Below are 18,411 nucleotides of genomic sequence, written 5' to 3'. Positions count from 1 at the left end.
TCCTCGAAGTATTTCTATGTCATCATCCGACAACCAGACACAATGTGCTGCAAGTACATCTGGACCTAAAAATCCAAGCCTGTCCAAAAGGTTGACTGAACACATCCCATAATGCTGTTTCATTTGATTTAATTCACTCTCGGTCTCAAGAACATGGATATGGATGCCGACATTGTCGTGATTTGACTCTTTTTTTAATTTTGACAAGAAACCTTCAGAACATGTATAAGGGGCATGTGGCCCATACATCACCGATATTCTACCGTTAGCTTTCCCCTCCCAATCATTTATAAATCTATTATTCGTATCAAGTTCAGATTTACCTTTTCCCTCATCTCCTGCTTCTATCATCCGATATGAAAGAGCAGCCCTCATACCCGAATCCTTTACTGCTTGGGCTACTTTATCTATATGAATAAACATATCAGCAAATGAGGTTGTGCCTGATTTTATCATTTCCAGACATGCAAGTTTTGTTCCTATATATGTATCTTCATCTGTTAACTGGTCTTCAACAGGCCAGATGTAATTCTTGAGCCATTCATCAAGCGGAAAGTCGTCTGCATATCCTCTAAGCAATGTCATACCTGTATGAGTATGGGTATTGACAAAACCCGGCATCACAACTGAGCCTTTTGCATCGATGATTTGGTCTGCATCCTGTTCAGTGGATTCTGCTACCTCTGTTATGATACCGTTTTCTATTACAACTACACCCTGTGTTAACTCATAAGAATCCATTGTCAGGATAGAACCGTTTTTGATTATTATATCTGCCATATTTACCCTCAAAAAATAATTCACTAGATAACTTAAATTATAGATATGCTTCTGTTACATACCTTCGCATCATTCGATGTGTGTTAAAATAGTATGCAATCATGCTGATTGAATTGCTCATTATTTTTATCCAGTCATTTCTTCTTTCATAATAGGTCGGTATTATGACATATTCCAGTTTATTGTAAAAATCATCAATTTCCTGTTTTGCAATTTTATCTTCTGAACTGTATTCATAACTTTTTGGACCTATACTCCAGCCTGTTACACCTTCTATCCAACCTTCTATCCACCATCCATCAAGCACACTGAAATTAATTACACCGTTATGAGCCGCTTTCATTCCGCTTGTACCTGAAGCTTCATAAGGTCTCATGGGTGTATTAAGCCATATGTCCACTCCTGACACCATTTTATATGCAAGTTCCATGTCATAATCTTCTAGATATGCTATTTTGATTTGTCCTTCCAGTTCTTTTATATACCCAAATATATTCTGTATAATTTTTTTACCTGCTTCATCCTTTGGATGAGCTTTTCCCGCAAAAATGAACTGTATATTTCCTTTATAATTTGCCTTTTTAAGCCTTTCAAGGTCTGTAAATATAAATGAATGTCTTTTATATTCAGCAGCACGCCTGGAAAAACCTATAGTCAATGTTTCATAATCCATATCTTTACCCGTTTTTTCATTGACATAGTCTATTAAGTCCTTCTTGGCTTTATTGTGTGCTTCCCATATCAGACCATACGGCATATTACTGGCTCTTACCAGTAACTCAGGCTCAGTTGCCCATCCAGGTACAAATTCATCATAAAGTTGTTTAAAATATGAACATGTCCAGTTATATGTATGAACCCCATTTGTTATTGTATTTATTTCATACCCTGGAAACATCTGCTTTGATATTTCTCTGTGCCTTTTGGCAACTCCATTTACATAATCAGATAAGTTTAGAGCAAGACGGGTCATATCAAGTTTATCAGAATCACTGTATTTTTTTAGCAGTTCTATATCCTCATTATCTCCAAACAGCTCCTCTACAAGAGTATAGGGGAATGTATCATGACCTGCTTTAACCGGTGTATGTGTGGTAAAAACACATAAATCCCTTACTTTTTCATCATCCATATTATGATTATGCAGCAACTCAAGAGTGAGAAGACTTGAATGACCCTCATTCATGTGGTATTTCCTGATATCCAGTTCCAGTGCATCAATAATTCTGGCTCCACCTATACCAAGAACAATCTCCTGTTTTAACCGGTACTTTTCATCACCTCCGTAAAGATAATGTGTTATTTCTCTGTCTTCAGGTTCATTCTCTTCAAAATCAGTATCAAGGAATAGTATAGGTATCATTTCCTTTGTAAAGCTGTAATACTTATAAAGCCATGCTTTAACTTTCACGTTCCTATTTTCAATTTTTAAATTAATTTCAGGTTCCAGTAATTCAGCATATTTTGAAGGGTCCCACTCTTCATATGACTCGAGTTGCCAGCCGTTTTCATCAAAATGCTGATTAAAGAAACCCTTTTTGCTGACAAGCGTTAAGGCAATTATAGGAAGGTTTAAATCCGCACTTGACTTTATAGTATCTCCTGCCAGTACACCGAGCCCGCCTGCGTAGGTGGGTATATCGTTGGAAAGACCTATTTCCATGGAAAAATAAGCAATTTTATGCTCGTTAAAAACTCCTTTCAAATCATCCATTACAGAGTACCTCTAATTACAAATTTTAATATACATATATTATAATTGACAACTATTAAATCATGTTGTACCAATAAAAATAATTTTTATTCTTTTGGATTGCTAAAGGGACATTATTGTTTCTATGTCCTAACCCCTTCATACCATCTGGTCTTGGAGTTACAGTAGCCTTAAACATTTAACATCCCGAATATACTTTAATAAATTCAGTATATGGTAACATATACAAATGCATTAAATTTATAACTTTCTTGGTAATATTAATAATACTTCTAAAGGGCCTGTAGTGTAGCGGATAGCACATAAGCCTCCGGAGCTTATATCCTGGGTTCGAGTCCCAGCAGGCCCGTGTAATTTCCTACTCCAACTCATAACTGCTTTTTAAATACTTTAAAAAATCTATTATACTATAGCAACCATTATTTTATACATGATTGAGGAGTACAGCAAAAAAAGAGATTTTGAAAAAACTCCCGAACCTTCACCAAGTAGCAGAAAATCAGAACCAGAAAATCCTGTATATGTAATCCAGAAACATAATGCAAGTAAACTACACTATGACCTTCGCCTTGAAATAAACGGAGTTTTAAAAAGCTGGGCGATTCCAAAAGAACCATCGAAAAACCCTGACGTAAAACGTCTTGCGATACAGACTGAAGACCATCCGCTTGAATATGCAGATTTTGAAGGCGAAATCCCCGAAGGACAGTACGGTGCAGGGACAGTTGAAATTTGGGATAAAGGAACTTTTGAACCTGTTAAAACCGAGGATAAAGAAATCATATTCAGGTTAAAAGGCGATAAACTGGAAGGTGATTATGTGCTCATAAAAACAAAATACGGAAAGGATAAAAACAGCTGGTTATTTTTTAAAAAGAAAAATGATTAAAGCCACATAAATTAAATAATAATCAACGAATAAAAAATAACAATTAAATATATATGTTCAACTGACAATATTAGAAATGATACATTAGATAACTCGGGGGAGGTGAGTTAAATGGTAAAATGCGGAGTTTGTGGTGGCGATGCACCAAGACAGCCAAGTGTTACAGAGGATGGAAACTGTGACCTTTGCGGCAAAAAATTTGTTCTTGCAGAAGAACAGGAAGAATCCAAATAAAAGGAATTCCTGAAATTTTTCTTCCTTCATTTTTTTTTATTTTGTAGAGGTTTAATTACTCTTTTTTAATCAAATTCAAAGCCTATTTATTTTAAATAAACTTTCACCATTGTTAGATTTATTCAGTACAAAGTATAATAGGTGAATATCAGAATGGCAATCCATCCAATCGAATACCGCTATGGAACAGAAGAAATGAAATACGTTTGGAGTGAAGAAAACCGCCTCTACAAAATCATGAATGTAGAAGTCGCACTTGCCCGAGCCGAGGCTGATGTAGGGCTCATACCACAAGATGCTGCAGATAAAATTGCAAAAAGCATTGATTCTGTTAAACTTGAACGTGTTAAGGAAATCGAAGATGAAATTAATCATGATATGATGGCAGTTGTGCTTGGCATTTCAGAACAATGCCCAGATGATTCCGGTAAATGGGTTCATTTTGGAGCAACATCCAATGACATGCTGGATACCGCAACAGGTTTGCAGATAAAAGATGCAGTGGAAATACTTGAAAGTAAAATTAACAATTTGATGCAAGCTCTTGTAAATCAGGCAGAAAAAAATAAAGATAAAGTTTGTGCAGGTCGCACCCACGGACAGATAGGAGTTCCCACAACTTATGGGTTGAGATTTGCAATCTGGGCTTCTGAAATTTCACGCCATCTTGAGCGTCTAATACAGATGAAACCCCGGATACTTGTAGGACAGATGACCGGTGCCGTCGGTACTCAGGCTGCTTTTGGTAAAAAAGGTATTGAATTACAGAAAAAAGCAATGGAATATCTTGGTCTAAGTTCAGTGGATGTCTCAAACCAGATTATCCAGAGAGACAGACACGCAGAATTTGTTATGTGGATGGCTAACGTTGCTACCACTCTGGATAAAATCGGAATAGAAATACGTACCCTTCAAAGGAGTGAAATAGCAGAGGTAGAGGAAAGTTTTGGTAAAAAACAAGTTGGTTCGTCAACCATGCCGCATAAACGAAACCCCATAAAATCAGAACAGATATGCGGACTTGCCCGTATCATAAGATCTATGATAGAACCAGAACTCAGTAACAACACTCTCTGGGATGAAAGAGACCTAACTAATTCATCATCTGAAAGGGTTGTATTTCCTGAATCCTGCGTGCTTACGGACCATATACTAAAACTTGGTACTGGTATTGTTGAAAACCTCAGATTTTATCCAGAAAATATCCATCACAATCTTGAACTACTTAAAGGTCTCAATATGGGAGAAGCAGTAATGATAGAACTTGCCAAAAAGGGTGCTGGCAGACAAAACGCCCACGAAATTGTGCGAAGAAACGCAATGGAGGCACATGAAAGCGGCAGACATTTAAAAGATGTTCTGCTGGAAGATTCAGAAGTTTCACAATATCTTGACGACGAAGAAGTTGTACAGCTTGTAGACCCTTACAAGTATATAGGTACTGCTGTAGAACAAGTAGATGCTGTTGTAGAAAAACTGAAAAAAGAATAATCCAAAATTAACATTCCCCAATCATTTTTTGGGTTGCATAAACTCTAAATTCTATTAAACCTGTTTTATATTAAGATGATATCTGATAAAAATTACAAACTCTTGGAAGAAAAGGCAAAAGAACAGGGAGCAAACAGTGTCAGGTTAATTCCTTCAGAAAATATTATTGTTGAGAACCGAACCACTTTGAAATGTATATTCGGATGCAACGGATACGGCAGTCATGTCTGTCCCCCTTTTATACCTACAGTCGATGAGTTCAGAAAAATACTGGGTGAATATGACTGGGCACTCCTTGTGAACTGGAAGTCAGAAAATAGGTTTCCAAGAGAAATTAGTGAAAACTTTGTAAAATATAGTGTATCCCCTCCTGACAACGAGGATACAAAACAACAACACCAGCAAAACCTTAAAACCGTTATGAAAGAAAGGAAAGAAAGGATACAGCCGGGAAGCCTTGAACTCGAAAAACTTGCATGGTATCTCGGATATAACACCGCCCTTGCTACGTTTCCGGGAATGTGTACATGGTGCGCCAATAGCGACTACTCAAATGTCAGCTGCTCAGGATTTGAAGGAAACTGTCATCACCCTACAATCCGCAGACCCTGTCTTATGGGACTTGGAGTGAGACTGGATAAAACTCTTGAAAAATTGGGAACTCCACTTCAAAAATTCCCCGTGGAAAATGACATCCCATCACAGTATACACTGATACTGCTTGGCTGAAAGATAATTTATTTAATAATCCCCTGTTCTTTAAGCTGTTTTCTAAACAGCACTTGCCTTTTCCATCTTGCAACATCAGAAGATGGTTTTTTCCTTTTTGATTTCTGTTTTTTGATTATGTTATCAAGATAACGCAAGTCATTTTCCATAGCATCATCATTTATTTTTTTCTGCATAATTAAACCACTAAATCATGAATATATTATCTATATACACATAAAGATATGTTCGTAGAGGTATTTAAAATGATTGTCTAAATATATACATACGTATATAAATATTAGAACAACACCTTTAAAAGTTTAAAGCTGCCAAAAATTTCAACGCCTTTATAATATTTAACGCAAAAAAATTAACAGCATCATTTATTATATATACCTATACCTCATAATAAAGAGATTGACAGCAGACGTAGAGGATGAGGAATAATTCTACATCTGCTTAAAGTAGAGACGAGCGGATTTTATGGTTGAGTGGGGGTTCAACCATCGGGGAGATGTGGTTTAAATTAGTTCTGGCTACCCTGCCTGTATAATAGGGGGTTATCCACAGGCTGGGTAGCAAACTTCTTCTCAAATTTAGCTATATTTTCCATACATATTTTCCATACATCTCTGCCGCATCAACCATTGCCATTACTTTAATCGGGGCAGCATTTGGTGGAAATTCACAACCAGATGACAATATATAGCCGTTTGGAGCATTTATACCCTCTTCGATGTTTTCGCGGCAAATTTCCAGAATTTCTTCGTAGGTGCTGCTTTGAAATAGCGGTGGATTTATGTTGCCACAGATTATATCATGATCACCGAATGCATCTATTTGTGTTTTTATAGATGTTTCTGGTCCAAATAACCAGACATATTTACCTGACCAATCATTTTCTTCCCTCATTTTGACATGATAGGGAATGTTAGCGTTCTGGTCTGCACATGGATGCATCAGAACCGCTGGGATTCCCCGTTCATTTACATGGTCATGTATTTTTTTTCACGTAGGGGTAAGCAAATTCTTCAAACATCTTTGATGATATCATGGTATTTGATTCAGACGGACCCCCGTCGAATGGTAGTAGGTTTTTTGGACCATATTTATCTGCAAAATAATCAATAGCATTGATAAACATATCACTTAACTTATCAAGAATCTGGTGCACGACATCGGGTTTGGTCACTATCCAATTAAAAATTTAGATGTTTCAGCAACCACCGATGCAGCAGTAAATACACTACCTATCTGTAATGTAACAGGCATTCCGCGTTCTGCACATTTGGAAGCAACTTTATCAGCTTCTTTATAAGCGCCAGGTAATTCATTTCTAAAATTAGGCACTTTTAGATTTTCAACATCTTCGACCGTGTTTACTGGATGTTCCTCAACATAAGGTGCTCCCTGACCCTTTCGATATGGAAAATCAATCTTACCACCTAATTCCCATGCTCCACATGAAGCATACCCATACATTGGTGTCTGTTCATAACCATGAAGACGCATGGATGCTGTGCATCAAAACACTTGTTTCCGTCTGCATAGAAATCTCCGAGTGAGATTCCTGTCATATTTGCCGCATACCCGAGAATAAAAGGAACTACAGGTACACGGTCAAGTTTTTGCCCGGACATAACAGTAGCCATGCGTTCAGAAGGTGGTCATTCTTGTTGTCATTTATAACTCCCCTATAACACTGTAATAATATATTTGTGTTAAAAACACATAAAAAGATTTTCATTTTTATAAAGGAGTACATTATTCAAGCATACGGTTTAAAAATTCACCTGTATATGACCCCTGGGTTTTTGCCACCGTTTCAGGTGTCCCCTCTGCAATTACTCTACCTCCATGTTCACCGCCTTCAGGACCAAGATCTATTAACCAGTCTGCTGTTTTGATTACATCCAAGTTATGTTCGATTACAATAACCGTGTTTCCTGCATCTACCAGTCTCTGGAGGACTGAAAGCAATCTTTTTACATCCTCAAAATGCAGACCAGTAGTAGGTTCATCAAGAATATATAAGGTATTCCCTGTTGAACGTCTGCTAAGTTCAGATGCAAGTTTTACCCTTTGGGCTTCTCCACCTGATAGTGTAGTTGATGACTGACCAAGTTTGATATAACCAAGACCTACATCATACAGGGTCTGCAATCGTTTTTTAATCTTGGGTATATTTTCAAAAAATTCCAGTGCCTCTTCAACGGTCATTTCAAGGACATCTGATATTGTTTTACCCTTGTATAATACATCCAGTGTTTCTCTGTTGTATCGTTTACCATTACATACCTCACATTGTACATGGACATCAGGCAGGAAATGCATTTCAATGGTTATTATACCGTCACCTGAACAGGTTTCACATCTTCCACCGCGAATATTAAAACTAAACCTTCCCGGTTTATAACCTCTTGCACGGGCAAGTGGTGTTTGTGCAAACAATTCTCTTATTGGTGTGAATACATTGGTATATGTTGCAGGATTAGACCTTGGAGTGCGTCCAATGGGCGACTGATCGATGGTTATAACTTTATCTACATTTTCCAGACCACTTATATCTTTATATGTACCAGGTTTTTCTTTTGCACGATGGAGTTTCTGGGCAAGCACCTTATGAAGAGTATCGTTTATAAGTGTGCTTTTTCCTGAGCCCGATACACCGGTCACACACAACATGACCCCCAGTGGTATATCTACATCTACATTTTTTAGATTGTTTTCTCCTGCTCCAACAAGTGATAAGCTGGACTTGGATTCTCGTCTGTTTTCTGGTACTTCTATATCCTTCTTTTTGCTCAAGTACTGTCCTGTAAGTGAGGTTTCATCTTCTCTGATTTCTTCAGGTGTACCTTCAGATATTACATTACCACCATGTATCCCCGCACCGGGGCCCATGTCAACAACATGGTCAGAATTTAGAATTGTTTCTTCATCATGTTCTACAACCAGAACCGTATTTCCAAGGTCTCTGAGGTGTTTGAGTGTATTTATAAGGCGTATATTGTCCCTTTGATGCAGACCTATACTTGGTTCATCAAGGATATAGAGCACACCCATAAGACTTGAGCCAATTTGGGTGGCAAGCCTTATCCTCTGGGCTTCTCCCCCTGAAAGGGTGGATGCAGATCTGCTAAGTGTCAGATAATCCAGCCCTACATCCATGAGGAAACCCAGTCTGGATGTTATTTCTTTTAATATCATGCGGGCTATTGCATATTCACGCGAATCCAGTTTTGTTTCAAGTTTTTCAAAAAAGTGGTGAGAATTCTCAACCGATTTTTCGGTTATATCTATTATATTGTTATCATCAATGGTTACTGCAAGAACTTCCGGCTTTAAACGTTTACCATTACATTCAGGACATGGTTTATTGCTTATATACTTGTTCAGTTTATCCTTTGTGTTTTCAGATTCTGTTTTATTATAAACACGGGACAGATAAGAAACAACTCCACGAAAACGTCCTCTCCGTTTCCATACACCTCCACGTTTTCCGACATGCTCAAGAGGTATTTTTTCATTTGTACCATACATGATTATGTTTTTGATATTGGAATCCAAGTCTTTGTATGGCACATCCATAGAAAATCCATAATGGTCTGCAAGTGACTCAAGAGACTGCATATGATATCCGTCTTTTTTGCTCCAGGGTTCAACTGCTCCCTGATGCATAGTGAGATTCGGATTTGGAACTATAAGTTCAGGGTCGAATTCCATTGTTGTACCCAGTCCGTGACATTCGGGGCACGCTCCTTGTGGGCTATTAAATGAAAACGCTGGTGGCTCCAGTTCTTCAAACCCGATTCCACAATCAGAACAGGCAAGTTTTTCACTAAATATCTGCTCTTCAACATCTACAACATTTACCATCACTGTGCCGCCACTTTTCTCAATCGCTGTTTCTACAGCTTCAGAAAGACGGTCTTCAATTCCCTCTTTTATAACCAGTCTGTCAACCACTATTTCGATATTGTGTTTCTGGTAACGCCCAAGCTCCAGTTCATCGGTTTCATCCAGTGATACAACATCCCCATCAACTCTTACTCTGGAATATCCCTCTGACTGCAAATCAGTGAACAATTTTTTGTATTCACCCTTTCGTTCTCTAATGATGGGGCTTAAAATGTATATCTTGCTTTTATGAGGGAGATTCATTATGTTGTCCACTATCTGGTCTATACTCTGTGGCTCGATTCTTCTACCGCAATAAGGACACTGTCTTTTACCGATTCTGGCAAACAACAGCCGAAAATAGTCATATATTTCTGTAACAGTACCTACCGTTGACCGCGGGTTTTTGTTTGTGGTATTTTGTTCAATTGAAATGGCAGGAGAGAGCCCCTCAATATATTCTACATCTGGTTTTTCCATCAATCCAAGGAACTGACGGGCGTAAGCTGACAGTGATTCAACATAACGCCTCTGTCCTTCCGCATATATAGTATCAAATGCAAGAGACGATTTGCCAGAACCGCTCAGACCTGTTATAACAATGAATTTGTCTCTTGGAAGTGTGACATCAATGTTGCTCAGGTTGTGTTCTTTTGCTCCCCTGATAATAATACTGTTTAATGACATGATTATAATCCGTTATTTTTTAATTTGGTTTTTCAAAATTGTGTAAGACCAGTCGGTCAAACATCTAAGATTTCATCTATTGTTACTGTATGAAAGTGGCACTTTTTAATTGTACAGAATTTTTGTATCCTGTAATCATTACCATCTCTGATGCATGTCTTTATTGCATCCCTGATATTTTCCAGTGCTTTATCAAGAGTTTCTGCTCTTACTTCACATTCTTTAAAAAAAGGGCATTTTACAAGGTAACCATTGTCCTCTTCATGCACGGTAACAGGTAACTGGGTTTTTGGATTAGTTTGCATGGAGTTAAAGTTTTAATGTGGATTGATAAATTAAAGGTTTCGGGTTAAATTTTAATTTCAACATCATAAACCTTTTCAGGATTTTCTTTATGAACTTTCCAGAATACATCTTCATCATATATTTCTGCCATTTTCAAGGTACGTTTGGGAACTGTTTTTGGACCCATGACTGCACCGGGTCGCTGTGGGTCATCGATATAATCGGTCTCCATCATGAACCTGCTACCCTCTTTGAATGCAGTTTCAATCGCTTCTTTACCTGAAAGAACTCCGGGAAAAATTCCCAGATTTTCACATACATTTACCATTGGTGGAGAATAATGTTTAACAACACGGTGCAGGTTGATACCACTGCGTTTTGCTCTTTTTGTAATGTCATTAAGTTCAGGTTCTCCGGCGCTTTCGGTGTGAAGCTGTACTGCACAGTCAATTTCTGCACCCAGTGAAAAACCATGTTCCATGACATCGTTGGATGCCCTCCATACTTCATCTGATACAGGATAATGCGGTCTACCCGTCTTTATTCCTACAGCATATCCATCTCTGACATACTGAGCCGCAAGGTCAAGTCCACCTTTCATAACTTCTACTGCATCTTCCAGTTTTATACCGAGGTTATCGGTAAGATTGTTGATTTCTGCGGGATGAACACCCAGAACTGGAAACGATTTGACACCTATATCTTCTGTTTGTCGTGTAATATCAATGGTTTCATCAAAAACAGCAGTATAATCCTGAGGCTTTGAAACCTTGACACCGAGTGTCCAGCTCGGTTTTGTAACAAGGAAAATATGAGTTCCACCTGCATTTTTAAAATCCTTTACTGCGGACAATCCCCGTCCTCTCGGGTCGATATGCATGTGATTATCGGTTATTGGAAAACTGGATTTTACAGACATGTTCATCACATCTTTTTATCCAAGAATGGGTTTATCTGAAATAAAATATTTGGATGGAAAATTGTGAGAATATATCGATAATTTAAAACTGTAAGAATTAGTAAATAAATTAACCCTAATACTTGTTTAAACATTAAAAATCTCATAAACAGATTACAATTAGTTCTTATTAACTATTATATTTCCACCTGTACCAAATCATCACAGCAATCAACAAAATAATTAATATTAATACATTGTATTCCATCTTATAAATCCTAGAATACTTACTTTATATTTGACATTAATTTACTAAAATTTTTCAACACTATAAATAAATGAACCATAAATCCATGATAAATTTAAGTAACGTTTTCAAATATCAATGGTTAAATAGAGCGGGATTTTATACTAAAATACATATTAAGAGGACTCGGTGATTAAAAATGAGTAAAAAAGCAGCAGTAATAAAAGGTGATGGAGTAGGTCCTGAACTTGTAGAAGCGATGATGAAAGTAGTAAACGCAGCAAAAACCAATGTAGAATTTGTACCCTGTGAAGCAGGAGCAAGATGGTGGGAAGAAAACGGTGGCAACACACTGATTCCTGATGAAACATGGGATGTTCTTGAAAACGCTGATGCCTGCTTTAAAGGACCCACTACTACACCCGGAGGCATAGGCACTCCAAAAAGTGTGGCTGTGTCCATCAGACAGAGATACAACCTCTATGCAAATGTACGCCCGACCAAGACATTCCCAAACACCAGCGCACCACTTGGAGATGTGGATTTTGTCTGCGTAAGAGAAGCTACCGAAGGGCTTTATTTTGGTGAAGAATCAAGAATTACCGAAGATGCACACATCGCACTAAGAAAAGTCACAAGGACTGCATGCAGAAAAATTGCAGAATACTCTTTTGAAGAAGCAAAAAGACGTAATTACGATACAGTCGTAGCCATTCATAAAAGTAACATCCTGAAACAAACAGATGGTGTATTCTTAGAGGAAGTCCATAAAGTAGGTGAAAATTATCCAGACATTGATATATGGGAATATCACATCGACAACATCGCCCAGCAGTTGATTAAAAACCCCCAGAACTTCAACAACAAGATACTGCTTTCTACCAACCTGTTTATGGATGTAATAAGTGAAGAATGTTCAGCTCTTATAGGGAGTATAGGTCTTATTTATTCTGCCAATATCGGAGATAATTTCGCCATGTTTGAACCTGCTCATGGGTCATCTCCAAAATACAAGGGACAGGATAAAGTCGATCCTGTAGCAACCATACTTGCAGGAGCATGGATGCTTGATTATCTCGACGAGAAAAAACAGGCTCAGTCAATATTCAATGCTGTCGAAAATGTAATTGAAGAAGGAAAATACATAACCTACGACCTTGGAGGCAGTGCCAAACTCAGTGAAATGGCAAACAGAATTGCTGAATTTACAGAAAAAGAACTGGAAAAACTTTAAAATCAAATATTAGTGGGTATAAGCCAGACTATACTTATACCCTTTTTGTTTAATAACCGCTATGTTCATCGTTTTCCTTATAATATTCTTTTTTAGAGGGTTTATTTTTCACCAGTGGTTCGTACAGAAAATACTTCTGGACATAAGACCGTATTTCCTCATCTGAAATACACGACTGCCTCTGTTCATTATCATAAAGTGACTGGATTTCATATTGAATCTTTTTCAAACGTGGGTCATTTTTATCAATCTCAGTATTAACATCCATCAGTTCGTTCAAAACTTCCTGTACCTTGTGCCTGAGAACACCGATACCTGACGATTCACCTACAAGAATTTCTCTCTCCCTGCCTACAGTTTCTGGTTTAAAAGGCTCATAGGTAAACGGGTTTTTGATTACACCTGAAGAATGGATACCTGATTCATGAGCAAATATATTTTTACCAACAACCGCTTTGTTCTTGGGGATTCTTATACCCAGCTCTTTTTCTATGAAATTGGCGATATCTGCTATAGGTTCAAGATTGTATTTTTCAAAACCTTCTACACGTTGGGATAGGAATAAAAGCAATTTTTCCATTTCAGCATTACCTGCACGTTCTCCTACACCCAAAAATGTAAGACTGGACCAGTTAGCTCCATACCAGTATCCTGCCAGAGAATTGGCAAGTGAAAGCCCAAAATCATCATGTATATGTGTTTCTATATTAACCGCGCCCAGTTCATTTTTCAGATGATTTATCATAGAAGGTAGTCCGTATGGCTCATCCACATCAGGAAACGGTACTCCATAACCTAATGTATCACATACTCTTACAGTAGTTTCAGGGTCTATTTCCAGAATCTTTTCTATCATGGGGTAGACAAAATTATAATTATCAGCACGCGTCATATCTTCAATATGAATTCTTGTACGTAATCCATGATCAACTGCATACTGGATTGCATTAAGATATTTTTCTTGTGCAGCTTCTCTGCTGGGCAATCCCATTTTATCAAATATGTGAGAATCTGAAACAGACATCAACAAACCGGTTTCTTCAATACCATCAACATCCAGAACCATATCTATATCTTTTTCTGATGACCTTGCCCACCCTGTAATTTCGGGTTTTTCATATCCCCTGTCAAACATTTCATATACAGCTTTACGGTCTCTTTCATTGAAAACAAAAGTTTCCAGCTTTTCAATTCCAATTTCATGAAGGTACTCATAAATCTGTAGTTTATGGCTCGGTTTCATTACAATTCCGGGCATCTGAGAACCATCACGGATGGTACTGTCACTAATAAAAACTTCCTGATTATGTGGAAGCTTTATTTTGGGCAGGTCATAATAATCACTGTAGACTTTCACTGAATTCCTCCTCGGGATGTTATGAGCAATTATTGTCATCTTTAATTAATTTTAATGACATTTATTTATGTAGGTGTTATTATCGGTTTTGCTATTATATGAACACTACGATATGTAATCTCTGTTTTAAGGTCAATCTCATTAAACCTGTGGTTTATAATTAAACTAATACTATGTTATATAACCAATTCATTAATAAAAGATTGTTGCAAATCACTTTTAAACTAATTTTAAAATATATAAAACATCTGCAACACGACAATATTTTAATTTATAACAATGTTTATAGGCAACAAATAACCCATAATAGATGTGATTCCATGTGGAGACCCATAATTGAAAAATTCAAAAATCATCCTGCACAAGAAAAAGTTTTAAGAATTCTTTTTGAAAGGGGATTCCAAGTAGATAATGAGAAAAAGGTCAAATCCGGAAAAATAGAGATACCTCATACCCAGCTTGCAAGAGAAGCCAATGTTGACAGACGGGTAATCGATGCTACAACTGATACAATATTAAAAGACGAAATGCTTAAAGAGATTTTTCAAAATATTACATCTATACCATTTTTAAGGGACGTTGCTCCTTCTCTGGAACTGGGTGTGATCATAATCACACCCGAGGACGCTGCAAGTACCGGTATACTTGCTGAAGTTGCTACTGTGATTGCAAGCCATGGTATAAGTATAAGGCAAGCAGTTTCAGATGACCCTTATTTTAAGGATGAGCCAAAACTTACCATTATAACAGATTCAAAAGTCCCGGGATACCTTGTTGATGAAATTTTGAAACTGAGTACAGTTAAAGGAGTGAGTATATATTAATTAAATAACAGTTTTTGCAAGTGACCAGCATATTTTCAGAACAGGTTTCGAATTGGATGGGTGCATCATCTTTTTAACCAATATCGATGGGTGGTCCATATCTCCGTATTTTGTTATTGTGTCCAGTATTTTGGGATTGTTCATAGAATGTAGAAGGTCATTGAGTTGTTCATCCTTCAGGTTTGTAATAAACTCATGGATTTTCATACCTGTATCAAGTTCTTTTTCTATATTTGACTTCCATCGTTTTTCATATTCTACCAGACTGTTTTTTGATGGGTCTGCTTTTAAAGCTGATTTTGCTGCAACTTCGCCAGCAATTTTTGCACAAACTGCTCCGGGATATATCCCACCACCTGAGGTAGGTTTAACCTGTCCTGCTGCATCGCCTACAACGATAACACCATCTGTAAAGGTTTTATCCAGTGTACCCAGAGGTATAGCACCTACAACAAAATCCATAATACTACCCTGGTATCTTTCGGATATTTCTGGATTTGATTTTATTAAACGGTTCAGATATTGAACGGCATCTGGTTCAGTTGTCCCAAGTCCTATCCTGGACACATTTTCTGAAAGGGGTACTGTCCATGCAAAAAAACCCGGTGCGTATGAACCAGGAAAAAGTTCTACAAATTCACTGTTTCTGGATTCATATACTCCATCAACCTGTATACCAGAAATAAATTTTTTTACATTTCCAAGACCTACCATCCTAGAAATATTACTGCGAATCCCGTCCGCACCAATTACAACATGTGCTTTAATTGTTTGTTCTACACCTTCTTTTAAAACATGAAGTTTCTGGATACTTGAACTGTTTTCGATTCCTACAGCTTTTGTCCTTAAAAGTATATCTACACCTGATTCCACTGCCGTTTGTGCAAGTTTTCTATCGAATATCTTTCTGGAAACCACGTACGCTTTAGTATGTCCGCCATCAATTTGCAGGGATGTTCCATCAGTTGAGTATATAAATGCACCTTTCACATTATTTAATACAAAATCATCTGAAGGTTCAAGGTCACATTCAGAAACTGCTCTGGTGCTGAGTAGTCCAGTACATCCTACAGGAGAACCAATGGATTGATGTTCTTCAATTAGCAATACACTTGCACCATTGAGCGCAGCGTAACGAGATGCTATTGAACCTGCAGGACCTGCTCCTACAACAACTACATCGTATTTCATAACTTTGTCAAGTAGTTATACTGGATATAAAAGAATTGGGATTTAGTGGTTTAATTAGATTATGTACCGTGTTCCCACTCACGCATATATTTTTCCTGCTCTGTAGTTAATTCATCGATTTCAATCCCAAGTGCCTTTAACTTCAGTTCGGCGATATAGGTATCTATTTCCGGTGGTACTGCGTGCACATCGGTATCAAAGTCATTATCTACAAGATGGCGAACGCAAAGCGCCTGATTTGAAAAACTCATGTCCATTACTTCTGCAGGATGACCATCTCCTGCTGCAAGATTTACAAGACGGCCATCCGCAAGTAAATATATTCTGCGGTCACCAAGATGGTACTCCTTGATGTTTTCACGTACTATACGCACTGTTTTTGACACGGATTCAAGATCTTCAATATTGATTTCCACATTAAAATGACCGGAATTGACAAGGATTGCTTCGTCTTTCATTAATTTAAAGTGGTCTCTGGTAAGTACTGAAACATTACCTGTAGTTGTTATAAAAATCTCACCTATTTTTGCAGCATCCTCCATTGTCATTACACGATAACCATCCATACGCGCCTCGAGTGCCCTTACAGGATTGACTTCGGTTACTATTACATTGGCACCAAGACCCTTTGCACGCATGGAACAGCCACGCCCACACCATCCATAACCGGCAACAACGACATCTTTGCCCGCCACCAACAGATTGGTGGTTCTATTTATAGCATCCCATGTTGACTGACCTGTACCATACCGGTTATCAAAAAGGTACTTGGTAAATGCGTTGTTTACAGCTATCACCGGCATTTTTAAAGCATTGTCTTTACTCATGGAATCGAGTCTATAAACACCGGTAGTGGTTTCTTCTGTACCTCCTTTAATACCAGAGAGTAATTCCTGACGGGTTTTATGAAGTGTAAAAATAAGGTCTCCACCATCATCTACGGTTATATCCGGATTAATATCCAGCACTTTATTAATGGATTCATAATACTCATTTCTAGATGCATTATACTTTGCAAAACATGAAACATTGTTTCTTGTATCCAATGCTGCAGCAACATCGTCCTGTGTACTTAAGGGATTACAACCGGTTATAGCGATTTCAGCACCCCCTGCTGCAAGTGTCTCCACAAGGACGGCGGTTTTGGCTTCCACATGCAGTGCCATGGCTATTTTGCAACCTTTAAGTGGTTTTTCAAACGCGAAATCATCCCTTATTATCGACAGTACAGGCATGTGGTTCCTTGCCCACTCTATCTTCTGGTTACCGGACTCGAGTAATGTATCATCCACCATTTTTAAAACTCCTTTCTATATCAGAATTTAGCTCGCTCTAAAAGACCGGTTGCAGCAGTTCTGGCTCTGTCCAGTACATCTTGCTCATCCATACAAAATACTTCATAATCCTGCATAAGTATCCGACCGTCAACTATGGTCGTACTGACATCACTACCTGATGCAGAATATACAAGGTGTGAATGTATATCATACAATGGTGTGAGGTGAGGTTTGTTCATATCTACTATGATTACATCTGCATTACACCCTTCTCTCAGGACTCCGCTTTTTACCCCAAGTGCTCTCGCTCCGCTGGTTGTTGCCATCTCAAGCACCTGCCGTGCCGGTAGTACTGTCGGGTCAAGGCTCTCTACCTTATGAAGAAGTGCCGCCGTTTTCATCTCTTCAAACATATCCAGATTATTATTTGATGCACAGCCGTCTGTTCCCAGTGAGACATTTACACCCCTATCCAACATCTTGGGTACAGGCGCTACCCCAGATGCAAGTTTCATGTTGCTTACTGGATTATGGGATACATGGACTCCCCGTCCTCGAAGTATTTCTATGTCATCATCCGACAACCAGACACAATGTGCTGCAAGTACATCTGGACCTAAAAATCCAAGCCTGTCCAAAAGGTTGACTGAACACATCCCATAATGCTGTTTCATTTGATTTAATTCACTCTC

General features: G+C 38.0%; 20 protein-coding genes and 1 tRNA gene. 7 read left to right on the top strand and 14 right to left on the bottom strand.

Going from position 1 to position 18,411, the window contains the following annotated elements; translation table 11 throughout:
• Together QZ276_RS09550 and glgP are read right to left on the bottom strand one after the other, a co-directional pair.
• Positions 1 to 780, bottom strand: a 780-nt coding sequence (locus tag QZ276_RS09550; RefSeq protein WP_292487459.1) for an amidohydrolase family protein, incomplete at its 3' end; no start/stop codon positions are given.
• A gap of 37 nt (positions 781 to 817) precedes the next feature.
• The gene (gene glgP, locus QZ276_RS09545) at positions 818 to 2,494 is read right to left on the bottom strand and encodes an alpha-glucan family phosphorylase (RefSeq protein WP_292487457.1); all 1,677 of its coding nucleotides are present in this window, start codon (positions 2,492 to 2,494) and stop codon (positions 818 to 820) included.
• A gap of 277 nt (positions 2,495 to 2,771) precedes the next feature.
• Here glgP and QZ276_RS09540 point away from each other — a divergent pair.
• The 5 genes from QZ276_RS09540 (at position 2,772) to QZ276_RS09520 (ending at position 5,837) form a co-directional block, all read left to right on the top strand.
• Positions 2,772 to 2,843, top strand: a tRNA-Arg gene (locus tag QZ276_RS09540).
• A gap of 81 nt (positions 2,844 to 2,924) precedes the next feature.
• A complete protein-coding gene (locus tag QZ276_RS09535; RefSeq protein WP_292487455.1) occupies positions 2,925 to 3,383 on the top strand; it encodes a DNA polymerase ligase N-terminal domain-containing protein in 459 nt (152 codons plus the stop codon).
• A 111-nt stretch (positions 3,384 to 3,494) separates the two neighbouring features.
• The gene (locus QZ276_RS09530; RefSeq protein WP_292487453.1) at positions 3,495 to 3,617 is read left to right on the top strand and encodes a hypothetical protein; all 123 of its coding nucleotides are present in this window, start codon (positions 3,495 to 3,497) and stop codon (positions 3,615 to 3,617) included.
• A gap of 153 nt (positions 3,618 to 3,770) precedes the next feature.
• Complete coding sequence (gene purB / locus QZ276_RS09525) at positions 3,771 to 5,108, top strand: adenylosuccinate lyase (RefSeq protein WP_292487451.1); 1,338 nt, start codon at positions 3,771 to 3,773, stop codon at positions 5,106 to 5,108.
• 75 nt (positions 5,109 to 5,183) lie between these two features.
• Positions 5,184 to 5,837, top strand: coding sequence for a DUF2284 domain-containing protein (locus QZ276_RS09520; protein ID WP_292487449.1), 654 nt, complete (start codon positions 5,184 to 5,186; stop codon positions 5,835 to 5,837).
• A gap of 8 nt (positions 5,838 to 5,845) precedes the next feature.
• Here QZ276_RS09520 and QZ276_RS09515 read toward each other — a convergent pair whose 3' ends face one another.
• The 8 genes from QZ276_RS09515 to QZ276_RS09485 all read right to left on the bottom strand — a co-directional run bounded on the left by QZ276_RS09515 (position 5,846) and on the right by QZ276_RS09485 (position 11,616).
• Positions 5,846 to 6,013 (bottom strand): hypothetical protein, encoded by a 168-nt coding sequence (locus QZ276_RS09515; protein WP_013194261.1) that lies wholly within the window; start codon positions 6,011 to 6,013, stop codon positions 5,846 to 5,848.
• A gap of 406 nt (positions 6,014 to 6,419) precedes the next feature.
• On the bottom strand, positions 6,420 to 6,779 hold the full coding sequence (locus QZ276_RS09510; protein ID WP_292487446.1) for a uroporphyrinogen decarboxylase family protein: 360 nt from the start codon (positions 6,777 to 6,779) through the stop codon (positions 6,420 to 6,422).
• Positions 6,780 to 6,813: 34 nt separating this feature from the next.
• Positions 6,814 to 7,011, bottom strand: a complete 198-nt coding sequence (locus QZ276_RS11490) for a uroporphyrinogen decarboxylase family protein (protein WP_342765722.1) — start codon at positions 7,009 to 7,011, stop codon at positions 6,814 to 6,816.
• Positions 7,011 to 7,331, bottom strand: a complete 321-nt coding sequence (locus QZ276_RS11485; protein WP_342765721.1) for a uroporphyrinogen decarboxylase family protein — start codon at positions 7,329 to 7,331, stop codon at positions 7,011 to 7,013. Before QZ276_RS11485 ends, QZ276_RS11490 begins: the two co-directional genes overlap by 1 nt.
• The gene (locus tag QZ276_RS09500; protein WP_292487444.1) at positions 7,265 to 7,471 is read right to left on the bottom strand and encodes a hypothetical protein; all 207 of its coding nucleotides are present in this window, start codon (positions 7,469 to 7,471) and stop codon (positions 7,265 to 7,267) included. The genes QZ276_RS11485 and QZ276_RS09500 overlap by 67 nt, the downstream gene beginning before the upstream one ends.
• A gap of 112 nt (positions 7,472 to 7,583) precedes the next feature.
• Positions 7,584 to 10,406, bottom strand: a complete 2,823-nt coding sequence (gene uvrA, locus QZ276_RS09495; RefSeq protein ID WP_292487442.1) for an excinuclease ABC subunit UvrA — start codon at positions 10,404 to 10,406, stop codon at positions 7,584 to 7,586.
• Positions 10,407 to 10,462: 56 nt separating this feature from the next.
• Positions 10,463 to 10,711 (bottom strand): type II toxin-antitoxin system HicB family antitoxin, encoded by a 249-nt coding sequence (locus QZ276_RS09490; RefSeq protein WP_292487441.1) that lies wholly within the window; start codon positions 10,709 to 10,711, stop codon positions 10,463 to 10,465.
• 44 nt (positions 10,712 to 10,755) lie between these two features.
• Entirely contained in the window at positions 10,756 to 11,616 is an 861-nt protein-coding gene (locus QZ276_RS09485) for a TatD family hydrolase (protein WP_292487439.1), read from the bottom strand.
• A gap of 419 nt (positions 11,617 to 12,035) precedes the next feature.
• On the opposite strand from QZ276_RS09485, the gene QZ276_RS09480 reads away from it, so the two are divergent.
• Entirely contained in the window at positions 12,036 to 13,070 is a 1,035-nt protein-coding gene (locus QZ276_RS09480; protein ID WP_292487437.1) for an isocitrate/isopropylmalate dehydrogenase family protein, read from the top strand.
• A gap of 49 nt (positions 13,071 to 13,119) precedes the next feature.
• On the opposite strand, the gene QZ276_RS09475 is transcribed toward QZ276_RS09480, so the two are convergent.
• On the bottom strand, positions 13,120 to 14,427 hold the full coding sequence (locus QZ276_RS09475) for an isopropylmalate synthase (protein ID WP_292487436.1): 1,308 nt from the start codon (positions 14,425 to 14,427) through the stop codon (positions 13,120 to 13,122).
• A gap of 320 nt (positions 14,428 to 14,747) precedes the next feature.
• Between QZ276_RS09475 and QZ276_RS09470 the strand changes: the two genes are divergently transcribed.
• Complete coding sequence (locus QZ276_RS09470; RefSeq protein ID WP_292487434.1) at positions 14,748 to 15,251, top strand: amino acid-binding protein; 504 nt, start codon at positions 14,748 to 14,750, stop codon at positions 15,249 to 15,251.
• On the opposite strand, the gene QZ276_RS09465 is transcribed toward QZ276_RS09470, so the two are convergent.
• From QZ276_RS09465 to QZ276_RS09455, 3 genes are all read right to left on the bottom strand, one after another.
• Entirely contained in the window at positions 15,252 to 16,442 is a 1,191-nt protein-coding gene (locus QZ276_RS09465) for an NAD(P)/FAD-dependent oxidoreductase (protein WP_292487432.1), read from the bottom strand. It abuts the gene before it with no gap.
• Between the two features lie 59 nt (positions 16,443 to 16,501).
• Positions 16,502 to 17,737 (bottom strand): adenosylhomocysteinase, encoded by a 1,236-nt coding sequence (locus QZ276_RS09460; protein WP_292487430.1) that lies wholly within the window; start codon positions 17,735 to 17,737, stop codon positions 16,502 to 16,504.
• Positions 17,738 to 17,757: 20 nt separating this feature from the next.
• Positions 17,758 to 18,411: amidohydrolase family protein (locus QZ276_RS09455; RefSeq protein ID WP_292487429.1), on the bottom strand; the 654-nt coding region annotated here is incomplete at its 5' end.

The organism is Methanohalobium sp., assembly GCF_018609725.1.
Classification (GTDB): Archaea; Halobacteriota; Methanosarcinia; order Methanosarcinales; family Methanosarcinaceae; genus Methanohalobium.
This window is presented reverse-complemented; position numbering and strand designations above follow the sequence as displayed.

Coding starts and splice junctions, on each gene's coding strand:
- glgP (WP_292487457.1), bottom strand. CDS start 2,494: ATGGATGATTTGAAAGGAGTTTTTAACGAGCATAAAATTGCTTATTTT.
- QZ276_RS09535 (WP_292487455.1), top strand. CDS start 2,925: ATGATTGAGGAGTACAGCAAAAAAAGAGATTTTGAAAAAACTCCCGAA.
- QZ276_RS09530 (WP_292487453.1), top strand. CDS start 3,495: ATGGTAAAATGCGGAGTTTGTGGTGGCGATGCACCAAGACAGCCAAGT.
- purB (WP_292487451.1), top strand. CDS start 3,771: ATGGCAATCCATCCAATCGAATACCGCTATGGAACAGAAGAAATGAAA.
- QZ276_RS09520 (WP_292487449.1), top strand. CDS start 5,184: ATGATATCTGATAAAAATTACAAACTCTTGGAAGAAAAGGCAAAAGAA.
- QZ276_RS09515 (WP_013194261.1), bottom strand. CDS start 6,013: ATGCAGAAAAAAATAAATGATGATGCTATGGAAAATGACTTGCGTTAT.
- QZ276_RS09510 (WP_292487446.1), bottom strand. CDS start 6,779: ATGCATCCATGTGCAGACCAGAACGCTAACATTCCCTATCATGTCAAA.
- QZ276_RS11485 (WP_342765721.1), bottom strand. CDS start 7,331: ATGCGTCTTCATGGTTATGAACAGACACCAATGTATGGGTATGCTTCA.
- QZ276_RS09500 (WP_292487444.1), bottom strand. CDS start 7,471: ATGGCTACTGTTATGTCCGGGCAAAAACTTGACCGTGTACCTGTAGTT.
- uvrA (WP_292487442.1), bottom strand. CDS start 10,406: ATGTCATTAAACAGTATTATTATCAGGGGAGCAAAAGAACACAACCTG.
- QZ276_RS09490 (WP_292487441.1), bottom strand. CDS start 10,711: ATGCAAACTAATCCAAAAACCCAGTTACCTGTTACCGTGCATGAAGAG.
- QZ276_RS09485 (WP_292487439.1), bottom strand. CDS start 11,616: ATGAACATGTCTGTAAAATCCAGTTTTCCAATAACCGATAATCACATG.
- QZ276_RS09480 (WP_292487437.1), top strand. CDS start 12,036: ATGAGTAAAAAAGCAGCAGTAATAAAAGGTGATGGAGTAGGTCCTGAA.
- QZ276_RS09470 (WP_292487434.1), top strand. CDS start 14,748: ATGTGGAGACCCATAATTGAAAAATTCAAAAATCATCCTGCACAAGAA.
- QZ276_RS09465 (WP_292487432.1), bottom strand. CDS start 16,442: ATGAAATACGATGTAGTTGTTGTAGGAGCAGGTCCTGCAGGTTCAATA.
- QZ276_RS09460 (WP_292487430.1), bottom strand. CDS start 17,737: ATGGTGGATGATACATTACTCGAGTCCGGTAACCAGAAGATAGAGTGG.